The sequence below is a fragment of the Thioclava sp. UBA3469 genome (genome assembly GCF_002378135.1).
Taxonomy (GTDB): Bacteria; Pseudomonadota; Alphaproteobacteria; order Rhodobacterales; family Rhodobacteraceae; genus Thioclava; species Thioclava sediminum.
In genome coordinates this window covers 1,456-15,326 of sequence record NZ_DFRG01000132.1, presented here as the reverse complement: position 1 = coordinate 15,326, position 13,871 = coordinate 1,456, and the positions used below count along the sequence as shown (strand labels likewise).

The following is a 13,871-nucleotide window of genomic DNA, read 5'->3' as shown; positions in this document are numbered from 1 at the left end:
GGCTCACCAGCTTGCTAGCTTCTACCTGCGATTCACGTCGCCTTGGGGGACATGACGCATTTATCTGGCCGTCGAGGGCAAATAAGTCTGCCACGACAAATGAAAAAGCCTGGCGGCGACCAGCGAAATGCGATTCCGATTCTCGAGGGGGTATAACCCCTCACTTTCGGCAACTCTGCCTGACACCGGGTTTTAGCCCCGGCAGGTAGGTCGTGTCTGTTTGTATTCGAGTTTGGCCTGCCAGCCGGACTCACCGCAAAGCCAAGGGACGAAGACGCACCTGATTTGTGTTTGGCGATGGGCGGAAAAATGACGGACGACACTTGGGGGCAGGTCTGCAATGAGCTTCAAAAAGCTGTTGGGCAAAACAACTACACGACCTGGATCGCTCCGCTTGAGCTGATCGACCTCGAGGACGGCATCGCCTCGTTCCAAGCACCGACGAAATTCATGTGCGACTGGGTCTCGCGCAACTTCGCGGAACCGATCCTGAGCGAATTGCGCCGGGCGGGCGTCTCCGCCGAGCGCGTCAATATCTCGGTCCCGTCGCGCCGCCCCATGAACGGCTCTGCGAATGGCGCCACGCGCCCGACGGTTCCGGCCCCTGCCCCGGCCGCTCCTGCCGTCAAGCCGCGCAAGACCCCGCGCCCCGACGAGCCGCTTCCCGGCGCGCCGCTGGATTCGCGTTTCACCTTCGACAGCTTCGTCGTCGGCAAACCGAACGAGCTGGCCCATGCCGCCGCCAAGCGCGTCGCCGAAGGCGGCCCCGTCACCTTCAACCCGCTGTTCCTCTATGGTGGCGTCGGCCTTGGTAAGACGCACCTCATGCACGCCATCGCGCATGACCTGCAGCATCAGCGCCCCGATCTGCGCGTGCTCTACCTCTCGGCCGAGCAGTTCATGTATCGCTTCGTGCAGGCGCTGCGCGAAAAGCAGATCATGGACTTTAAGGAGATGTTCCGCTCGATCGACGTTCTCATGGTCGATGACGTGCAGTTCATCGCCGGCAAGGATTCCACGCAGGAAGAGTTCTTCCACACGTTCAACGCGCTGGTCGATCAGGGCAAACAGATCGTCATTTCGGCGGATCGTGCGCCCGGTGAGATCAAGGACCTCGAAGAGCGCATCAAGTCGCGCCTGTCCTGCGGCCTCGTCGTCGACCTGCACCCGACCGATTACGAACTGCGCCTTGGCATTCTGCAGACCAAGACCGAAGCCTATAAGAGCGAGTATCCCGATCTGAAGATCGCCCCCGGCGTTCTGGAGTTCGTGGCGCACCGGATCACGTCGAACGTGCGTATCCTCGAAGGCGCGCTGACCCGTCTGTTTGCCTATGGCTCGCTGATCGGGCGCGAAATCACGATGGATCTGGCGCAGGAATGCCTCAAGGACCAGCTCCGCCAATCCGAGCGCAAGGTCACCGTCGAGGAAATCCAGCGCAAGGTCGCGGAACATTACAACGTCCGCCTCTCGGATCTCGTGGGCCCCAAACGCCTGCGTGCCATCGCACGGCCGCGTCAGGTGGCGATGTTCCTCGCGAAATCGCTGACCACCCGTTCGCTGCCCGATATCGGGCGCCGCTTCGGGGGCCGCGATCACACCACGATCATGCATGGCATCCGCAAGATCGAAGAGCTGCGCGGCACGGATTCGCAGCTCGCCGAGGATATCGAGTTGCTCCGCCGCCTCCTTGAAAGCTGATCTGGCCCGCCGGGCTTGACGCTCCGGGCAAAGCGGCCGAAGGTCTGCGAAAACCGTTGTGCCGGCGGCGCGAGGTGCTACCTTGCCAGCCCCGGAAAGTCGTGAGGGATCGACATGAAATTCAGCATCGAACGCGCCGCTCTGCTCAAGGCCGTCTCGCAAGCGCAATCCGTTGTGGAACGCCGCAACACGATCCCGATCCTTGCAAACGTCCTGATCGAAGCCGAAGGCGACACCGTCCAGTTCCGCGCGACCGACCTTGATATCGAGGTGGTCGACAAGGCGCCCGCACAGGTCGAACAGGCCGGAGCCACGACCGTCTCGGCGGTCATGCTGCATGAAATCGTGCGCAAACTGCCCGATGGCGCGCTGGTCTCGATCTCGGATGATCCGGCCGCCGGGCGTCTGAACGTGCAGGCCGGCCGGTCGAGCTTCAACCTCGCCACGCTGCCGAAGGAAGACTTCCCGGTGATGGCCTCCTCGGAATACACCGCGAATTTCACGGCCAAGGCCGGGGTGCTCAAGCGCCTGTTCGACAAGTCGAAATTTGCGATCTCGACCGAAGAGACCCGCTATTACCTCAACGGCGTCTATATGCATATCGCGACCGGCGAAGACGGTCAGGTGCTGCGCTGCGTCGCGACAGACGGTCACCGTCTGGCGCGCATCGATTCCGGCCTGCCGGAAGGCGCCTCGGGCATGCCAGGCGTGATCGTGCCGCGCAAGACGGTGAACGAGCTGCGCAAGCTTCTGGAAGATGACGATCAGGAAATCGCGGTCTCCGTGTCGGAAACCAAGGTCCGTTTCGCGACCCCGGTGATCACGCTGACCTCGAAGGTCATCGACGGCACCTTCCCCGATTACACCCGCGTCATCCCGACCGGGAACACCCGCCAGTTGGAAGTCGACGCCTCCGAATTCGCGAAAGCGGTGGACCGTGTGGCGACCGTCTCGTCGGAGCGTTCGCGCGCGGTGAAACTGGCGCTGGAAGCCGACAAGCTGGTGCTGTCGGTCAACGCGCCCGATGCCGGTGCTGCGGAAGAAGAGCTGGTCGTGGCCTATGCCGACGAGCCGCTGGAGATCGGTTTCAACGCGAAATACCTGCTCGAAATCGCGAGCCAGGTCGATCGCGAGAATGCCGTCTTCCTGTTCAACTCCTCGGGCGATCCGACCCTGATGCGCGAAGGTGGCGACACCTCGGCGGTCTATGTGGTCATGCCGATGCGCGTGTGACATCTGCCGGGAGCCTCCGGCGGGGATATTTTGACCAACACGAAGAGGCGCGATGCTGCGTGAGCTGAAGATATTGCAGTTCCGCTCGCATCGTCGTGCCGAAATCGCTTTCGACGAGCGGCCCGTGGCGATCTACGGGCCGAACGGCGCAGGCAAGACGAATATCCTCGAGGCCGTGTCTCTGCTCTCGCCCGGGCGCGGGTTGCGCAGGGCGCAGGCCGACGAGTTGATGCGCCGCGCCGAGGCCGTGGGTTGGAAGCTGCGCGCCGTCACGGATACGCATGAGATTGAAACCTCCGCCCTGCCCGGCGAGTCGCGCCGGGTCGAGATCGACGGCAAGGCGGCGCCGCAGGTCGCACTGGCGCAGATCCTGCGGGTGCTCTGGCTAGTGCCCTCGATGGACCGGCTCTGGATCGAAGGGGCTGAAGGGCGCAGGCGGTTTCTCGACCGGATGGTGATGAGCTTCACCCCCGCCCATGCCGAGGTGACGCTGGCGCATGAAAAGGCGATGCGCGAGCGTAACCGCTTGCTGAAAGACATGGTGCGCGACCCGAACTGGTATCACGCGCTGGAGGCGCAGATGGCCGAGGCAGGCGCTGCGATCCGGGCGAACCGGGCCGAGGCCCTGACGCGGATCATGCAGGCGCAGGCCGATGCGGCGACGGCATTTCCCGCGGCGCATCTGGTCCTCGAGAATGAGGGCCCCGAGGATCTGGCCGCAGCGCTCGACGCAAATCGCCCCCGCGACATGTCGGCGGGCCGCACGCTGGAGGGACCGCACCGTGCCGATCTGCTGGCCACTTACGTCGAGAAGGACGCCCCCGCCGCGCAATGCTCCACCGGCGAGCAGAAGGCGCTTCTGATCTCGCTGATCCTCGCCAATGCGCGGGCACTTGCGGGCGAGGATGTGGTGCTTCTGCTCGACGAGGTTGCGGCCCATCTGGACTCCGGCCGGCGCGCGGCGCTTTATGACGAAATCTGCGCGATGGGCGCACAGGTGATGATGACCGGGACCGGCGCGGAACTGTTCGAGGCGCTCGGGGACCGCGGGCAATATCTTGAAGTGGTCGAGGGGCCGCAGGGCTCCGAAGTGAGGGAGGCAACGCCATGAGCTATCCGCAGCAACGGGTGACGCTGATCACGCTGGGCGTGGCCGATCTCGACCAGTCCAAGGCCTTCTACGGAGCCCTCGGATGGCAACCCCAAGCCGAGCAGAACGACGTCGCCTTCTACCAGCTCCACGGGATGGCGCTGAGCCTGTTCTCTCTGCCCGCGCTGGCCGCCGATCAGGGCCGCCCCCGCGCAAGGCTGGGGACCGGGGCGATGACGCTGGCGCAGAACTTCGACAGTCCTGAAGAGGTGGATGCCGCCTTCGCTGCCGCGCTCGAAGCGGGCGCATCCGAACTGAAAGCCCCCGAGAAGACCTTCTGGGGTGGCTATGCGGGCTATTACGCCGATCCCGACCACCATGTCTGGGAACTTGCCCATAATCCTTTCTGGCCGCTGGCCGACGACGGAAGCCTCACCCTGCCATGACCCTCACGCTCTCGCAGATCGCACTCTATTCCGGCGCGCTTCTGGTTCTCTTCCTCACCCCCGGGCCGGTCTGGCTCGCCCTTCTCGCCCGCGCCATGTCGGGCGGGTTTGCCGCCGCATGGCCGCTCGCATTCGGGGTCACCGTTGGCGACATGATCTGGCCGGCGCTCGCCATTCTCGGGGTATCTTGGCTGGTGGGCGAATTCAGTTGGTTTCTGGATGCGCTGCGTTGGGTGGCGGTGGCGATGTTCGTCGGGATGGGCGCGCTCCTGATCCGCCATGCCGACCATCAGATCAGCTCCGACAGCCGCCTGACGCGCCCCGGCATGTGGGCGGGCTTCGTCGCCGGGCTCATCGTGATCATCGGCAATCCCAAGGCGATCCTGTTCTACATGGGCATCCTGCCGGGCTTCTTCCCGATCGCCACGATGACCTGGATCGACATCGCCCTCGTCAGCCTGATTTCGGCCATCGTACCGCTGACCGGCAACCTGATCCTCGCCGCCTTCGTCGACCGCATCCGCAACTTCGTGCAAAGCCGCGGCAAGCTGGCAAAGCTCAACCGGATCGCGGGCGGGCTGATGATCCTTGTAGGCCTTCTTATCGCCGTGACGTGACCCCCTAAATCTTGTGTCTGACACGTGACATTCCTCTGCCCAGCCGATATAAAACCGGCAACAGATAAAGGACGGGCAGGCATGACCGACGACACCCCGAAGAAGAACGCATACGGAGCCGATTCCATCAAGGTTCTCAAAGGCTTGGAAGCCGTGAGAAAACGGCCCGGCATGTATATCGGCGATACCGATGACGGCTCGGGCCTGCACCACATGGTCTATGAGGTCGTTGATAACGGGATCGACGAGGCCTTGGCCGGTCACGCGGACTACGTCGCCGTGAAAATTCACGCGGATTCTTCGGTCTCCGTGCGCGATAACGGCCGCGGGATTCCGGTCGATATCCACGCAGAGGAAGGCGTCTCCGCGGCCGAGGTCATCATGACCCAGCTGCACGCCGGCGGGAAGTTCAACAACACCGACGATGACGGCAACGCCTACAAGGTGTCGGGCGGTCTGCACGGCGTGGGCGTCTCGGTGGTGAACGCGCTCTCCGACTGGCTGGAACTGACGGTCTGGCGTGACGGCAAGATCCACAAGGCGCGCTTCGAGCATGGCGAATGCGTCGAGCATGTCCATGTCGTGGGCGACGCCCCCAACGAGAGCGGCACCGAGGTGCGTTTCCTCGCGTCGAGCAAGGAAGACGATCCCGAAGGTACCTTCTCGAACCGTGAGTTCGTCTTCGCCACGCTGGAAAAGCGTCTGCGCGAACTGGCCTTCCTGAACTCAGGCGTCCGCATCATCATCGAAGACGAGCGTCCTGCCGAGCCGATCAAGACCGAACTGCACTACGAAGGCGGCGTTCGGGAATTTGTGAAATATCTGGATCGCTCGAAAAACGCCGTGATGGAGGATCCGATCTACATGGTCGGCGAGGTCCGCGGCATCGGTGTCGAATGCGCGATGTGGTGGAATGACAGCTACCATGAGACGGTGCTGCCCTTCACCAACAACATCCCGCAGCGTGACGGCGGCACCCATATGGCGGGCCTGCGCGGCGCGCTGACCCGCACGATCACCAAATACGCGCAGGAAAGCGGTATCGCCAAGCGCGAGAAGGTCGATTTCACCGGTGACGACGCGCGCGAAGGCCTGACCTGCGTGCTCTCGGTGAAAGTGCCCGATCCGAAATTCTCCAGCCAGACCAAGGATAAGCTGGTCTCCTCCGAGGTCCGCCCGGCGGTCGAGAACCTCGTGAACGAGAAGCTCGCCGAATGGTTCGAGGAAAACCCGAACGAGGCCAAGCAGATCGTCGGCAAGATCATCGAGGCTGCACTGGCGCGTGAGGCTGCCCGCAAGGCGCGCGAACTCACGCGCCGCAAGACGGTGATGGATGTGGCCTCCCTGCCCGGCAAGCTCGCCGACTGTCAGGAAAAAGACCCGTCGCTGTCGGAAGTCTTCCTCGTCGAGGGTGACTCCGCAGGCGGTTCGGCCAAGCAGGGCCGCGAGCGTAAAAACCAGGCGGTGCTGCCGCTGCGCGGTAAGATCCTCAACGTCGAGCGCGCGCGCTTCGACCGGATGCTCGGCTCGGATCAGATCGGCACGCTGATCACCGCGCTCGGCACCGGGATCGGCCGCGACGAGTTCAACATCGACAAACTGCGCTACCACAAGATCGTCATCATGACCGATGCGGATGTCGACGGTGCGCACATCCGGACGCTTCTGCTGACCTTCTTCTTCCGCCAGATGCCCGAGATCATCGAGCACGGCTATCTCTACATCGCGCAGCCGCCGCTCTACAAAGTCGCGCGCGGCAAGTCCGAGGTCTATCTGAAGGACCAGACCGCGCTGGAGGATTACCTGATCGACATGGGCGTCGAGGGGGCCATTCTGCGGCTCAACACCGGCGAAGAAATCTCCGGTCAGGATCTCAAGCGCGTCGTCGAAGAGGCGCGCCTGATCAAGCGCATCCTCGCGACTTTCCCGACCCATTACCCGCATCACATCCTCGAGCAGGCGGCGATCGCGGGCGCAATGGTGCCGGGCAAGATCGACGGCGATGCGCAGGGCGTCGCGAACTCGGTGGCCGAGCGTCTCGACCTCGTCGCGCTGGAATACGAGCGCGGCTGGCAGGGCCGCCCGACGCAGGATCACGGCATCCGCCTCGCCCGCGTGCTGCGCGGCGTGGAAGAGGTCCGCACGCTCGACGGCGCGGTGCTGCGCTCGGGCGAGGCGCGGCGTCTGGGCAGCCAGACGGACCAGCTCAAGGAGGTCTATGACCGCCCGGCGAAACTGGTGCGCAAAGAGCGTGAAATCCTCATTCACGGCCCGCTGGAACTGCTCGACGCAATCCTCAAGGAGGGCGAAAAGGGCCTGAGCCTGCAGCGCTACAAGGGTCTGGGCGAAATGAACCCCGAGCAGCTTTGGGAAACCACGCTCGATCCGTCCGCGCGCACGCTCTTGCAGGTCCGCATCGAAGACGTGGCCGAGGCCGAGGATATCTTCTCGAAGCTGATGGGCGACGTCGTCGAACCGCGCCGCGAGTTCATCCAGCAAAACGCCCTCACGGTGGAAAACCTCGACTTCTGAGGCTCTGTAGGGCAGCGCATAATGCTTCGCGCTGCCCATAAGTTTTCGCGAAACGCCCATTAGGCTTCGTTTCTGGCGTTTCGGCCTACAAGGCCGGCACGAGAGATTCTCGGCTTCTGATCAGTCTCTTTTGAAGGGTTTCAGGCCCAGTTTCGGTTCCTGAGCAACAGGTTGGCTTCACCCTGGGAGGACACTCTGTTTGGCGCTTACTCTGTAAGAGATTCGATCGGCAGTTATTAATCTCGGCGCGACAATGGGCGGGAAGCGGACGTTCGCTGCGCGAGGGCCCAAGGTCCAGGCATGCGAGGTTGACTGGAGAGAGTGTGTCGACTTTGGCCAATTGGGAACGGCCATTCGGCCTGGCTCCGCAGAACGACCGTCCGTTCTCATCATATCCGGGTTTCACTGACCAGACGCAGGCCGAGATGCGCGGGCGGGCTTCCGACCGCGCAGCCGCCGCGCGCGGGATCTCGCACCAGAAACGGGATCGCTGCGACATGCTCGCCGCCTGCGAAGAAGGCCGCGCATTTCTTCGGGTCGATGGGGCCGCCGCCCTCCCCGCCATAACAATCCTGCGTCCATTCCCAGACCGAGCCGTCGAGATCGACGATCCCCTCGGCGCTGGTCGAGAAGCTGCCCCGCGGCGAGAGCTTGCGCGGCGCGAGGCCGGTGGTCAGGTAGGTCGACGCCCATGTCAGGTCGGGATCGGTGAAGATCGGATCTTCCTTTTCCGGTAGCACGTCCTTGGCCATGAACTGCCATTCGGCAATCGTCGGCAGCCGGAAGTCGTGGCGCGCCTTACGATTGATCCAGCCGAGATACTGCTCGACATCGACATGGCTCAGCCCGGTGGCCGGCATCGTCGCCGTCTCGCTGCCGGGCGGAGCGCGTAAGGCGAGCTCGCAGGCGCCGTCCGCGTGGCAACGATTCCACTCCGCGACCGTCACTTCGTATTTCTGAACGTAAATCGCATGGCCGTCGGGCAGCGTCACCACCCGCTCGGCCATCTGCGGCACGTAATCGAGATCGGGGCCGCGCAGGAAACCCCACGCGGCCCCGAGGGCGATGATCGCCGCCCCCGCCGCAAGCACCTTCCGAAGGGAAAGACGGGGCGCGAGGAAAGCGAGTTTGGCGATCATCTCCGGTCTCCTTGGCTCAGGTTTCAACCACATGGGGCGGCGTCACCTGCTCCATCAGAGCATTGTCCCATGCACCGTCGACCACGAAGTGGGCCGTGGCACCCAGCAGGGCCGCCTCGATCAGGTTGTGGTTGACGTAGGCGTAGACGCCCGGCTGCAGGAAGGTATACATCGCGGCCCCCGCGCTGCCGCCGCGGATGAACCAGGTCTCCTGATCCTTCTGCGGGGGATTGGCGAATTTGCCGTTCTCCCAGACATGGTCGCCATGACCGCCGATCAGGTGCGGACGGCTGTCGCGGTTGGCCTGATTGTGGACCATCAGAACCGTGTCGCCGACCTTGGCCTTGAAGGCGTTCTCACCCGTCAGCGCCCCGACCGAACCGTTGAAGACCGAGTGGGTCGGCGTGAGCGTGCGCATCGCCTCGACGCTGTCGGCGAAGTCCTCACCGGCGACCTCGTAAGTCTTGTAATCGCCGTTCTCGTCCATCGGCAGGTAGAAGTCCTGCTCGCCGATATAGGCGATCGTGTCGTAGCGCAGCGGGTTGCCCTCGGCATCCTTGAGCCCGTCGCGCGGCAGCACCATCAGCGTGCCGTTCATGCCGTGGGTGACGTGGTAGGGGATCATCGCCCCACCCGGCGCGCAGTGATAGGTGAACACGCCCGGCCGCGTCGCCTTGAAGCGCAGCACCGTTTCCTCGCCGGGATAAACGTGGGTCAGGCCACCGCCGCCCAGAGCGCCCGAGGAGGCGTGGAAGTCGATATTGTGCTCCATCTGCGAAGCGGCGGGGTTGCTCAGGGTCAGTTCGACATAGTCATCCTGATGCACGATGATCAGCGGGCCGGGAACCGAGCCGTTATAGGTCAGCGCCCAGATGCTCGCGCCGGTATCCTCGTCCACCGTCAGAAGGACCTCGCGGGTCTCCATCCGGATCTCGACGATTTTCGGACCACCGGTCGCGACCTGCTCATGTTTGGGCGCGAAGGGCGGTGCGACAAGCTCTTGCTGGACGCGGGTATAGCCCGAAAGGTCCACTTTGGGCGCGGCCACCTGAGCCTCGGCCTCGGCAAGGATGAATTTCGGCGCGGCAGGGCGCGGCGCGACATGGGGCGCCATACGCTTCGACGCGGTTCCGGCCATCCCGGCGCCAGCGGTCATCGCCGCGGCGCCTGCCAGAAGAGAGCCTCGCAGCACGTTGCGGCGGTTGGTTTTCACGAGAGCTGGATTGACATATTTCGGCATTTTAGCCTCCACTGGTTAAACGTAGCAGGAAGATGTCGCGCGTTTCCTGCCGCGGACGCTCACAGCGCGCCCAATTCCTCTTCAAAGCGTTCCTTGGCTTTCTTCGGCATGCGGCCTTCGAAGAAATTGTCGGGGGTGGTTGCGTCGCCCACCGCGATCACCATCACCATACCCATCGCGTAATGCGGTTTGCAGCGCACGGCGTAGAGCCCCTCGGTGTCGAGCGTCACTTCGACCTCTTTGTTGACCTTGCCGGCGAAGCCCTCGGCCCCGTCCGGGATCATCCCGTCGATGCTTTCGGCGTTGTGCCCCTTGTCGGTCGGGATGAAGCGAATCGTATCGCCGGGAGCGGCTTTCACGAGGGCGGGCTCAAAGACCATCATCCCCTTTTCGCCTTTGTTGAGCATGTGAACCTCGTGGGTCTCGGCGCTCGCCGCCCCGCCCAGAAGGGCGGTCATCGCGAGGGCGGAAATCAGGGTGCGGATCATCTTTTCGTCCTTTCGTGGATCCTTGGATTGCCCCCTGTCTAACGAGGTTCGGCCCGCGGCTTTTTGTTCTGGCGCAAACTTCTCGGCGCTTTCTCACAACGTCGCGAGAATTTTTGACGGCGTGCTCGCGGCTGCGTGATGTTTGATATTGAACGCGCCGCGAGGCCTGCGTTTAGAGAAGGAATGAGCGCGCCTACTCCCCGAAAGACGATGCCCAGGCTCGACGAGAGCCTGCTGATGCCGATGCCGCCTTTCTCCCGACTGGAGAAGCGGCAGATCCGCGAGATTCTCGACCTCGCCAGCGTGCGCCGCTTCGACGAGGGCGTGGCGGTCTTCGAGGAAGGCGCTCCGGCAGAGCGGTTCTACATGCTGCTCGACGGTTATATCCGGGTGATGCGGATCACGCCGACGGGCGAGCAGGTGATCGCGCTGCATATCCCCTCGGGGCAGCTCTTCGGGATCGCGCAGGCGCTTGGGCGCACGACCTATCCCGCGACGTCCGTCACCGCCTCGGAGGCGATCGTGCTCGGCTGGCCGATGCGCCTCTGGGATCAGTTCGTGGCGCAATATGATGGCTTCGCCTCTGAGACCTACAAGACCGTCGGCCAGCGCATCGGTGAGATGAACAATCGCATCGTCGAGATGGCGACCCAGCAGGTCGAGCAGCGGGTGGCCAATTCGCTCCTGCGCCTGATCAATCAGACCGGGCGGAAGGTGGAGGCCGGGATCGAGATCGACTTCCCGATCACCCGGCAGGATCTCTCGGAGATGACCGCGACCACGCTGCACACGGTCTCGCGGCTATTGAGCGCTTGGGAAAAGCAGGGTGTGGTCGCGAGCCGCCGCAAGCGGATCACCGTGACCGATCCACACCGTCTGGTGCTGATTTGCCGGGGCGAGGCGCCGCCGTCTCGATAGATGCCGCAATAGCCGCGTCCAGCTCGGCGATGAAGTCGTCGAGATCGAGCCGATATTCGGTGCAGGCATCGTCGATCGTGTGGAACGGGTTCACGAGGCAGCCCACGCAGAGCATCTTGTGACGCATGAATACCTCTATCGTGGCAGGCCAGTCGCGCATCAGCGCGTCGAGCGTGGCATCGGGGTTTTTCCAGCTGGCTTTTGACATGGCGGGACCTCTCTGCCGACCAAGCTAATCCCGGCAATCCAGTCAAACGTTGTGCTGGCGCAAACTTCCCAACTGCGAACGCCGCTATCCCTCGGGCCATCGACTGACCCCCAAGGGAGGCCCAAATGGCTGAAATCCTGACCAAGTCGCGGGCGCGAAACATCTTTTACGGAGGATCCATTTTCTTCGTGCTGGTGTTCATCGCACTGACCGCGCAGAGCCACTTCTATATCGTGAACCACTCCACCGCCTCCGCCCCGCTGACCGAACAGGTCGCGCGCGGCAAGGGCGTGTGGGAACGCAATTCCTGCATCAACTGCCACACCCTGCATGGCGAGGGCGCCTATTTCGCGCCCGAGGTCGGCAACGTGATGACCCGCTGGGGTGTCGCGGACGACCCGCAGGGCGCCTACGAGACGCTCGACGCCTGGATCGCGGCGCAACCCTCCGGCATCGAGGGCCGCCGCCAGATGCCGCATTTCGACATCAACGAAGAGGACATGCGCGCGCTCGCGGAATTCCTCCGCTGGGCCGATCAAACCGACACGCAGGGCTGGCCGCCCAATGATGCGGGCTGAGGAGAGAAACCGATGAAATACCAATCCCAATCCGTGGCGAAAGCCTATTTCTACTGTGCGATGCTGCTGTTCGGCGTGCAGGTTCTGGGCGGCCTTCTGGCCGGCTGGATCTATGTCTCGCCCAACACGCTCTCCGAGATCCTGCCCTTCAACGTGATCCGGATGATTCACACCAATGCGCTGATCGTCTGGCTGCTGCTGGGCTTCTTCGGCGCGGCCTATTTCCTCGTGCCCGAGGAAAGCGAGCGCGAGATTTTCTCGGTCAAGCTCGCCTATCTGCAACTCGCGATCCTGATGATCGGGACGCTGGGCGCGGTCGGCTCCTACCTCGTCGGCATCCATGGCGGGCGCGAGTTTCTCGAACAGCCCCTATGGGTGAAGTTCGGCATTCTCGTCGCCGCCGTGATCTTCCTGATCAACATCTCTCTAACGGTGCTGGCGGGTCGCAAGACCGCGATCACCAATGTGCTGCTGATGGGTCTTTGGCTGCTGTGCCTGCTGTGGATCTTCGCCTTCATCAACCCCGACAACCTGTCGCTCGACAAGATGTATTGGTGGATGGTTGTCCACCTTTGGGTAGAGGCGACCTGGGAGCTGGTGATGGCCGCGATCCTCGGCTTCCTGATGCTCAAGCTGACCGGCGTGGACCGCGAGGTGGTCGAGAAATGGCTCTATGTCATCGTCGCGACCGCGCTGTTCTCCGGCATCCTCGGCACCGGGCACCACTTCTACTGGATCGGCACGCCGGGCTACTGGCAATGGGTGGGCTCGATCTTCTCGACCTTCGAGGTGATCCCGTTCTTCCTGATGATGTCGTTTGCCTTCGTGATGGTCTGGAAGGGCCGCAAGAACCATCCCAACAAGGCCGCACTCCTGTGGTCGCTGGGCTCGTCGACCGTGGCCTTCTTCGGCGCGGGCGTCTGGGGCTTCCTGCACACGCTGCACGGGGTGAACTTCTACTCCCACGGCACGCAGATCACCGCGGCGCACGGGCACCTCGCCTTCTACGGGGCCTATGTGGCGCTCAACCTCGCCGTCTTCACCTATGCGATGCCGATGCTGCGCGGGCGCGATCCCTACAACCAAGTGCTCAACATGGGTGCGTTCTGGCTGATGACCGGCGGCATGGCCTTCATGACCTTCGTGCTGACCTTCGCAGGCACGATCCAGACCCACATGCAGCGGGTTGTGGGCGACTACTACATGGATGTGCAAGACAGCCTGTCGATCTTCTACCTGATGCGCTTCGGCGCAGGGGCGGCGGTCGTGCTCGGGGCGCTTCTGTTCATCTACTCCCTCGTCGTGGTGCGTCGGCGTGAAGTCATCGCACCCGGTCCCGCAACCCCCGTGGCAGGAGAATGACGATGTCTCTCGACATGACGAATGCACAGATCCCCTACTACCACCCCACCGGTCGCGAATGCGCCCTGTTCGAGCGCGCCCATGCCAACGGTTTGCCCCTTCTTCTGAAGGGGCCGACCGGCTGCGGCAAAACCCGCTTCGTCGAGCATATGGCGGCGCGGCTGAACAAGCCGGTCTACACCGTCGCCTGCCATGACGACCTGTCGGCGGCGGACCTGATCGGGCGCTACCTGCTGAAGGGCGGCGAGACCGAATGGGTCGACGGACCGCTCACCCGCGCAGTGCGCGAAGGGGCGATCTGCTATCTCGACGAGGTGGT

Annotated in this window: 14 protein-coding genes; 10 read left to right on the top strand and 4 right to left on the bottom strand. The window is 63.4% G+C overall.

Annotated elements, in window-relative coordinates; genetic code table 11:
- Positions 1-309: 309 nt before the first annotated feature.
- The 6 genes from dnaA (at position 310) to gyrB (ending at position 7,619) form a co-directional block, all read left to right on the top strand.
- Positions 310-1,701 carry a chromosomal replication initiator protein DnaA gene (gene dnaA, locus B3D39_RS10750; protein WP_078571315.1) on the top strand — a complete coding sequence of 464 codons (1,392 nt, stop codon included), beginning with the start codon at positions 310-312 and terminating at the stop codon, positions 1,699-1,701.
- A 114-nt stretch (positions 1,702-1,815) separates the two neighbouring features.
- The gene (dnaN, locus tag B3D39_RS10745; protein WP_078521612.1) at positions 1,816-2,934 is read left to right on the top strand and encodes a DNA polymerase III subunit beta; all 1,119 of its coding nucleotides are present in this window, start codon (positions 1,816-1,818) and stop codon (positions 2,932-2,934) included.
- Between the two features lie 52 nt (positions 2,935-2,986).
- Positions 2,987-4,045: a DNA replication/repair protein RecF gene (gene recF, locus B3D39_RS10740; protein WP_274962003.1), complete on the top strand. Its 1,059-nt coding sequence runs from the start codon at positions 2,987-2,989 to the stop codon at positions 4,043-4,045.
- A complete protein-coding gene (locus B3D39_RS10735; RefSeq protein WP_274962004.1) occupies positions 4,042-4,470 on the top strand; it encodes a VOC family protein in 429 nt (142 codons plus the stop codon). Before recF ends, B3D39_RS10735 begins: the two co-directional genes overlap by 4 nt.
- Positions 4,467-5,087: a LysE family translocator gene (locus tag B3D39_RS10730; RefSeq protein WP_274962005.1), complete on the top strand. Its 621-nt coding sequence runs from the start codon at positions 4,467-4,469 to the stop codon at positions 5,085-5,087. Before B3D39_RS10735 ends, B3D39_RS10730 begins: the two co-directional genes overlap by 4 nt.
- 81 nt (positions 5,088-5,168) lie before the next feature.
- The gene (gyrB, locus tag B3D39_RS10725) at positions 5,169-7,619 is read left to right on the top strand and encodes a DNA topoisomerase (ATP-hydrolyzing) subunit B (protein WP_078549568.1); all 2,451 of its coding nucleotides are present in this window, start codon (positions 5,169-5,171) and stop codon (positions 7,617-7,619) included.
- A 389-nt stretch (positions 7,620-8,008) separates the two neighbouring features.
- Here gyrB and B3D39_RS10720 read toward each other — a convergent pair whose 3' ends face one another.
- Genes B3D39_RS10720 through B3D39_RS10710 form a run of 3 tightly spaced genes read right to left on the bottom strand, consistent with a single transcriptional unit; the run spans position 8,009 to position 10,486 of the window.
- The gene (locus B3D39_RS10720) at positions 8,009-8,758 is read right to left on the bottom strand and encodes a formylglycine-generating enzyme family protein (RefSeq protein WP_274962006.1); all 750 of its coding nucleotides are present in this window, start codon (positions 8,756-8,758) and stop codon (positions 8,009-8,011) included.
- A gap of 16 nt (positions 8,759-8,774) precedes the next feature.
- Positions 8,775-9,998: a copper-containing nitrite reductase gene (gene nirK / locus B3D39_RS10715; protein WP_274962007.1), complete on the bottom strand. Its 1,224-nt coding sequence runs from the start codon at positions 9,996-9,998 to the stop codon at positions 8,775-8,777.
- A 59-nt stretch (positions 9,999-10,057) separates the two neighbouring features.
- The gene (locus tag B3D39_RS10710) at positions 10,058-10,486 is read right to left on the bottom strand and encodes a pseudoazurin (RefSeq protein ID WP_274962008.1); all 429 of its coding nucleotides are present in this window, start codon (positions 10,484-10,486) and stop codon (positions 10,058-10,060) included.
- A gap of 210 nt (positions 10,487-10,696) precedes the next feature.
- On the opposite strand from B3D39_RS10710, the gene B3D39_RS10705 reads away from it, so the two are divergent.
- The gene (locus B3D39_RS10705) at positions 10,697-11,404 is read left to right on the top strand and encodes a Crp/Fnr family transcriptional regulator (protein ID WP_274962009.1); all 708 of its coding nucleotides are present in this window, start codon (positions 10,697-10,699) and stop codon (positions 11,402-11,404) included.
- On the opposite strand, the gene B3D39_RS10700 is transcribed toward B3D39_RS10705, so the two are convergent.
- On the bottom strand, positions 11,340-11,612 hold the full coding sequence (locus tag B3D39_RS10700) for a DUF1858 domain-containing protein (RefSeq protein WP_274962010.1): 273 nt from the start codon (positions 11,610-11,612) through the stop codon (positions 11,340-11,342). The two genes, B3D39_RS10705 and B3D39_RS10700, sit on opposite strands and share 65 nt — an antisense overlap.
- A gap of 125 nt (positions 11,613-11,737) precedes the next feature.
- Between B3D39_RS10700 and B3D39_RS10695 the strand changes: the two genes are divergently transcribed.
- From B3D39_RS10695 to B3D39_RS10685, 3 genes are all read left to right on the top strand, one after another.
- Positions 11,738-12,190, top strand: coding sequence for a c-type cytochrome (locus B3D39_RS10695; protein WP_274962011.1), 453 nt, complete (start codon positions 11,738-11,740; stop codon positions 12,188-12,190).
- 12 nt (positions 12,191-12,202) lie between these two features.
- Entirely contained in the window at positions 12,203-13,552 is a 1,350-nt protein-coding gene (locus B3D39_RS10690; RefSeq protein WP_078549583.1) for a cbb3-type cytochrome c oxidase subunit I, read from the top strand.
- 2 nt (positions 13,553-13,554) lie between these two features.
- The coding region (locus tag B3D39_RS10685; RefSeq protein ID WP_286789673.1) for an ATP-binding protein at positions 13,555-13,871 on the top strand (317 nt) is incomplete at its 3' end.

Excerpts from the sequence above, each read along its gene's own strand:
- B3D39_RS10735 (WP_274962004.1), top strand. The coding sequence starts at position 4,042 with ATGAGCTATCCGCAGCAACGGGTGACGCTGATCACGCTGGGCGTGGCC.
- recF (WP_274962003.1), top strand. The coding sequence starts at position 2,987 with ATGCTGCGTGAGCTGAAGATATTGCAGTTCCGCTCGCATCGTCGTGCC.
- B3D39_RS10690 (WP_078549583.1), top strand. The coding sequence starts at position 12,203 with ATGAAATACCAATCCCAATCCGTGGCGAAAGCCTATTTCTACTGTGCG.
- B3D39_RS10705 (WP_274962009.1), top strand. The coding sequence starts at position 10,697 with ATGCCCAGGCTCGACGAGAGCCTGCTGATGCCGATGCCGCCTTTCTCC.
- nirK (WP_274962007.1), bottom strand. The coding sequence starts at position 9,998 with ATGCCGAAATATGTCAATCCAGCTCTCGTGAAAACCAACCGCCGCAAC.
- B3D39_RS10695 (WP_274962011.1), top strand. The coding sequence starts at position 11,738 with ATGGCTGAAATCCTGACCAAGTCGCGGGCGCGAAACATCTTTTACGGA.
- gyrB (WP_078549568.1), top strand. The coding sequence starts at position 5,169 with ATGACCGACGACACCCCGAAGAAGAACGCATACGGAGCCGATTCCATC.
- B3D39_RS10710 (WP_274962008.1), bottom strand. The coding sequence starts at position 10,486 with ATGATCCGCACCCTGATTTCCGCCCTCGCGATGACCGCCCTTCTGGGC.
- dnaN (WP_078521612.1), top strand. The coding sequence starts at position 1,816 with ATGAAATTCAGCATCGAACGCGCCGCTCTGCTCAAGGCCGTCTCGCAA.
- B3D39_RS10720 (WP_274962006.1), bottom strand. The coding sequence starts at position 8,758 with ATGATCGCCAAACTCGCTTTCCTCGCGCCCCGTCTTTCCCTTCGGAAG.
- dnaA (WP_078571315.1), top strand. The coding sequence starts at position 310 with ATGACGGACGACACTTGGGGGCAGGTCTGCAATGAGCTTCAAAAAGCT.
- B3D39_RS10730 (WP_274962005.1), top strand. The coding sequence starts at position 4,467 with ATGACCCTCACGCTCTCGCAGATCGCACTCTATTCCGGCGCGCTTCTG.
- B3D39_RS10700 (WP_274962010.1), bottom strand. The coding sequence starts at position 11,612 with ATGTCAAAAGCCAGCTGGAAAAACCCCGATGCCACGCTCGACGCGCTG.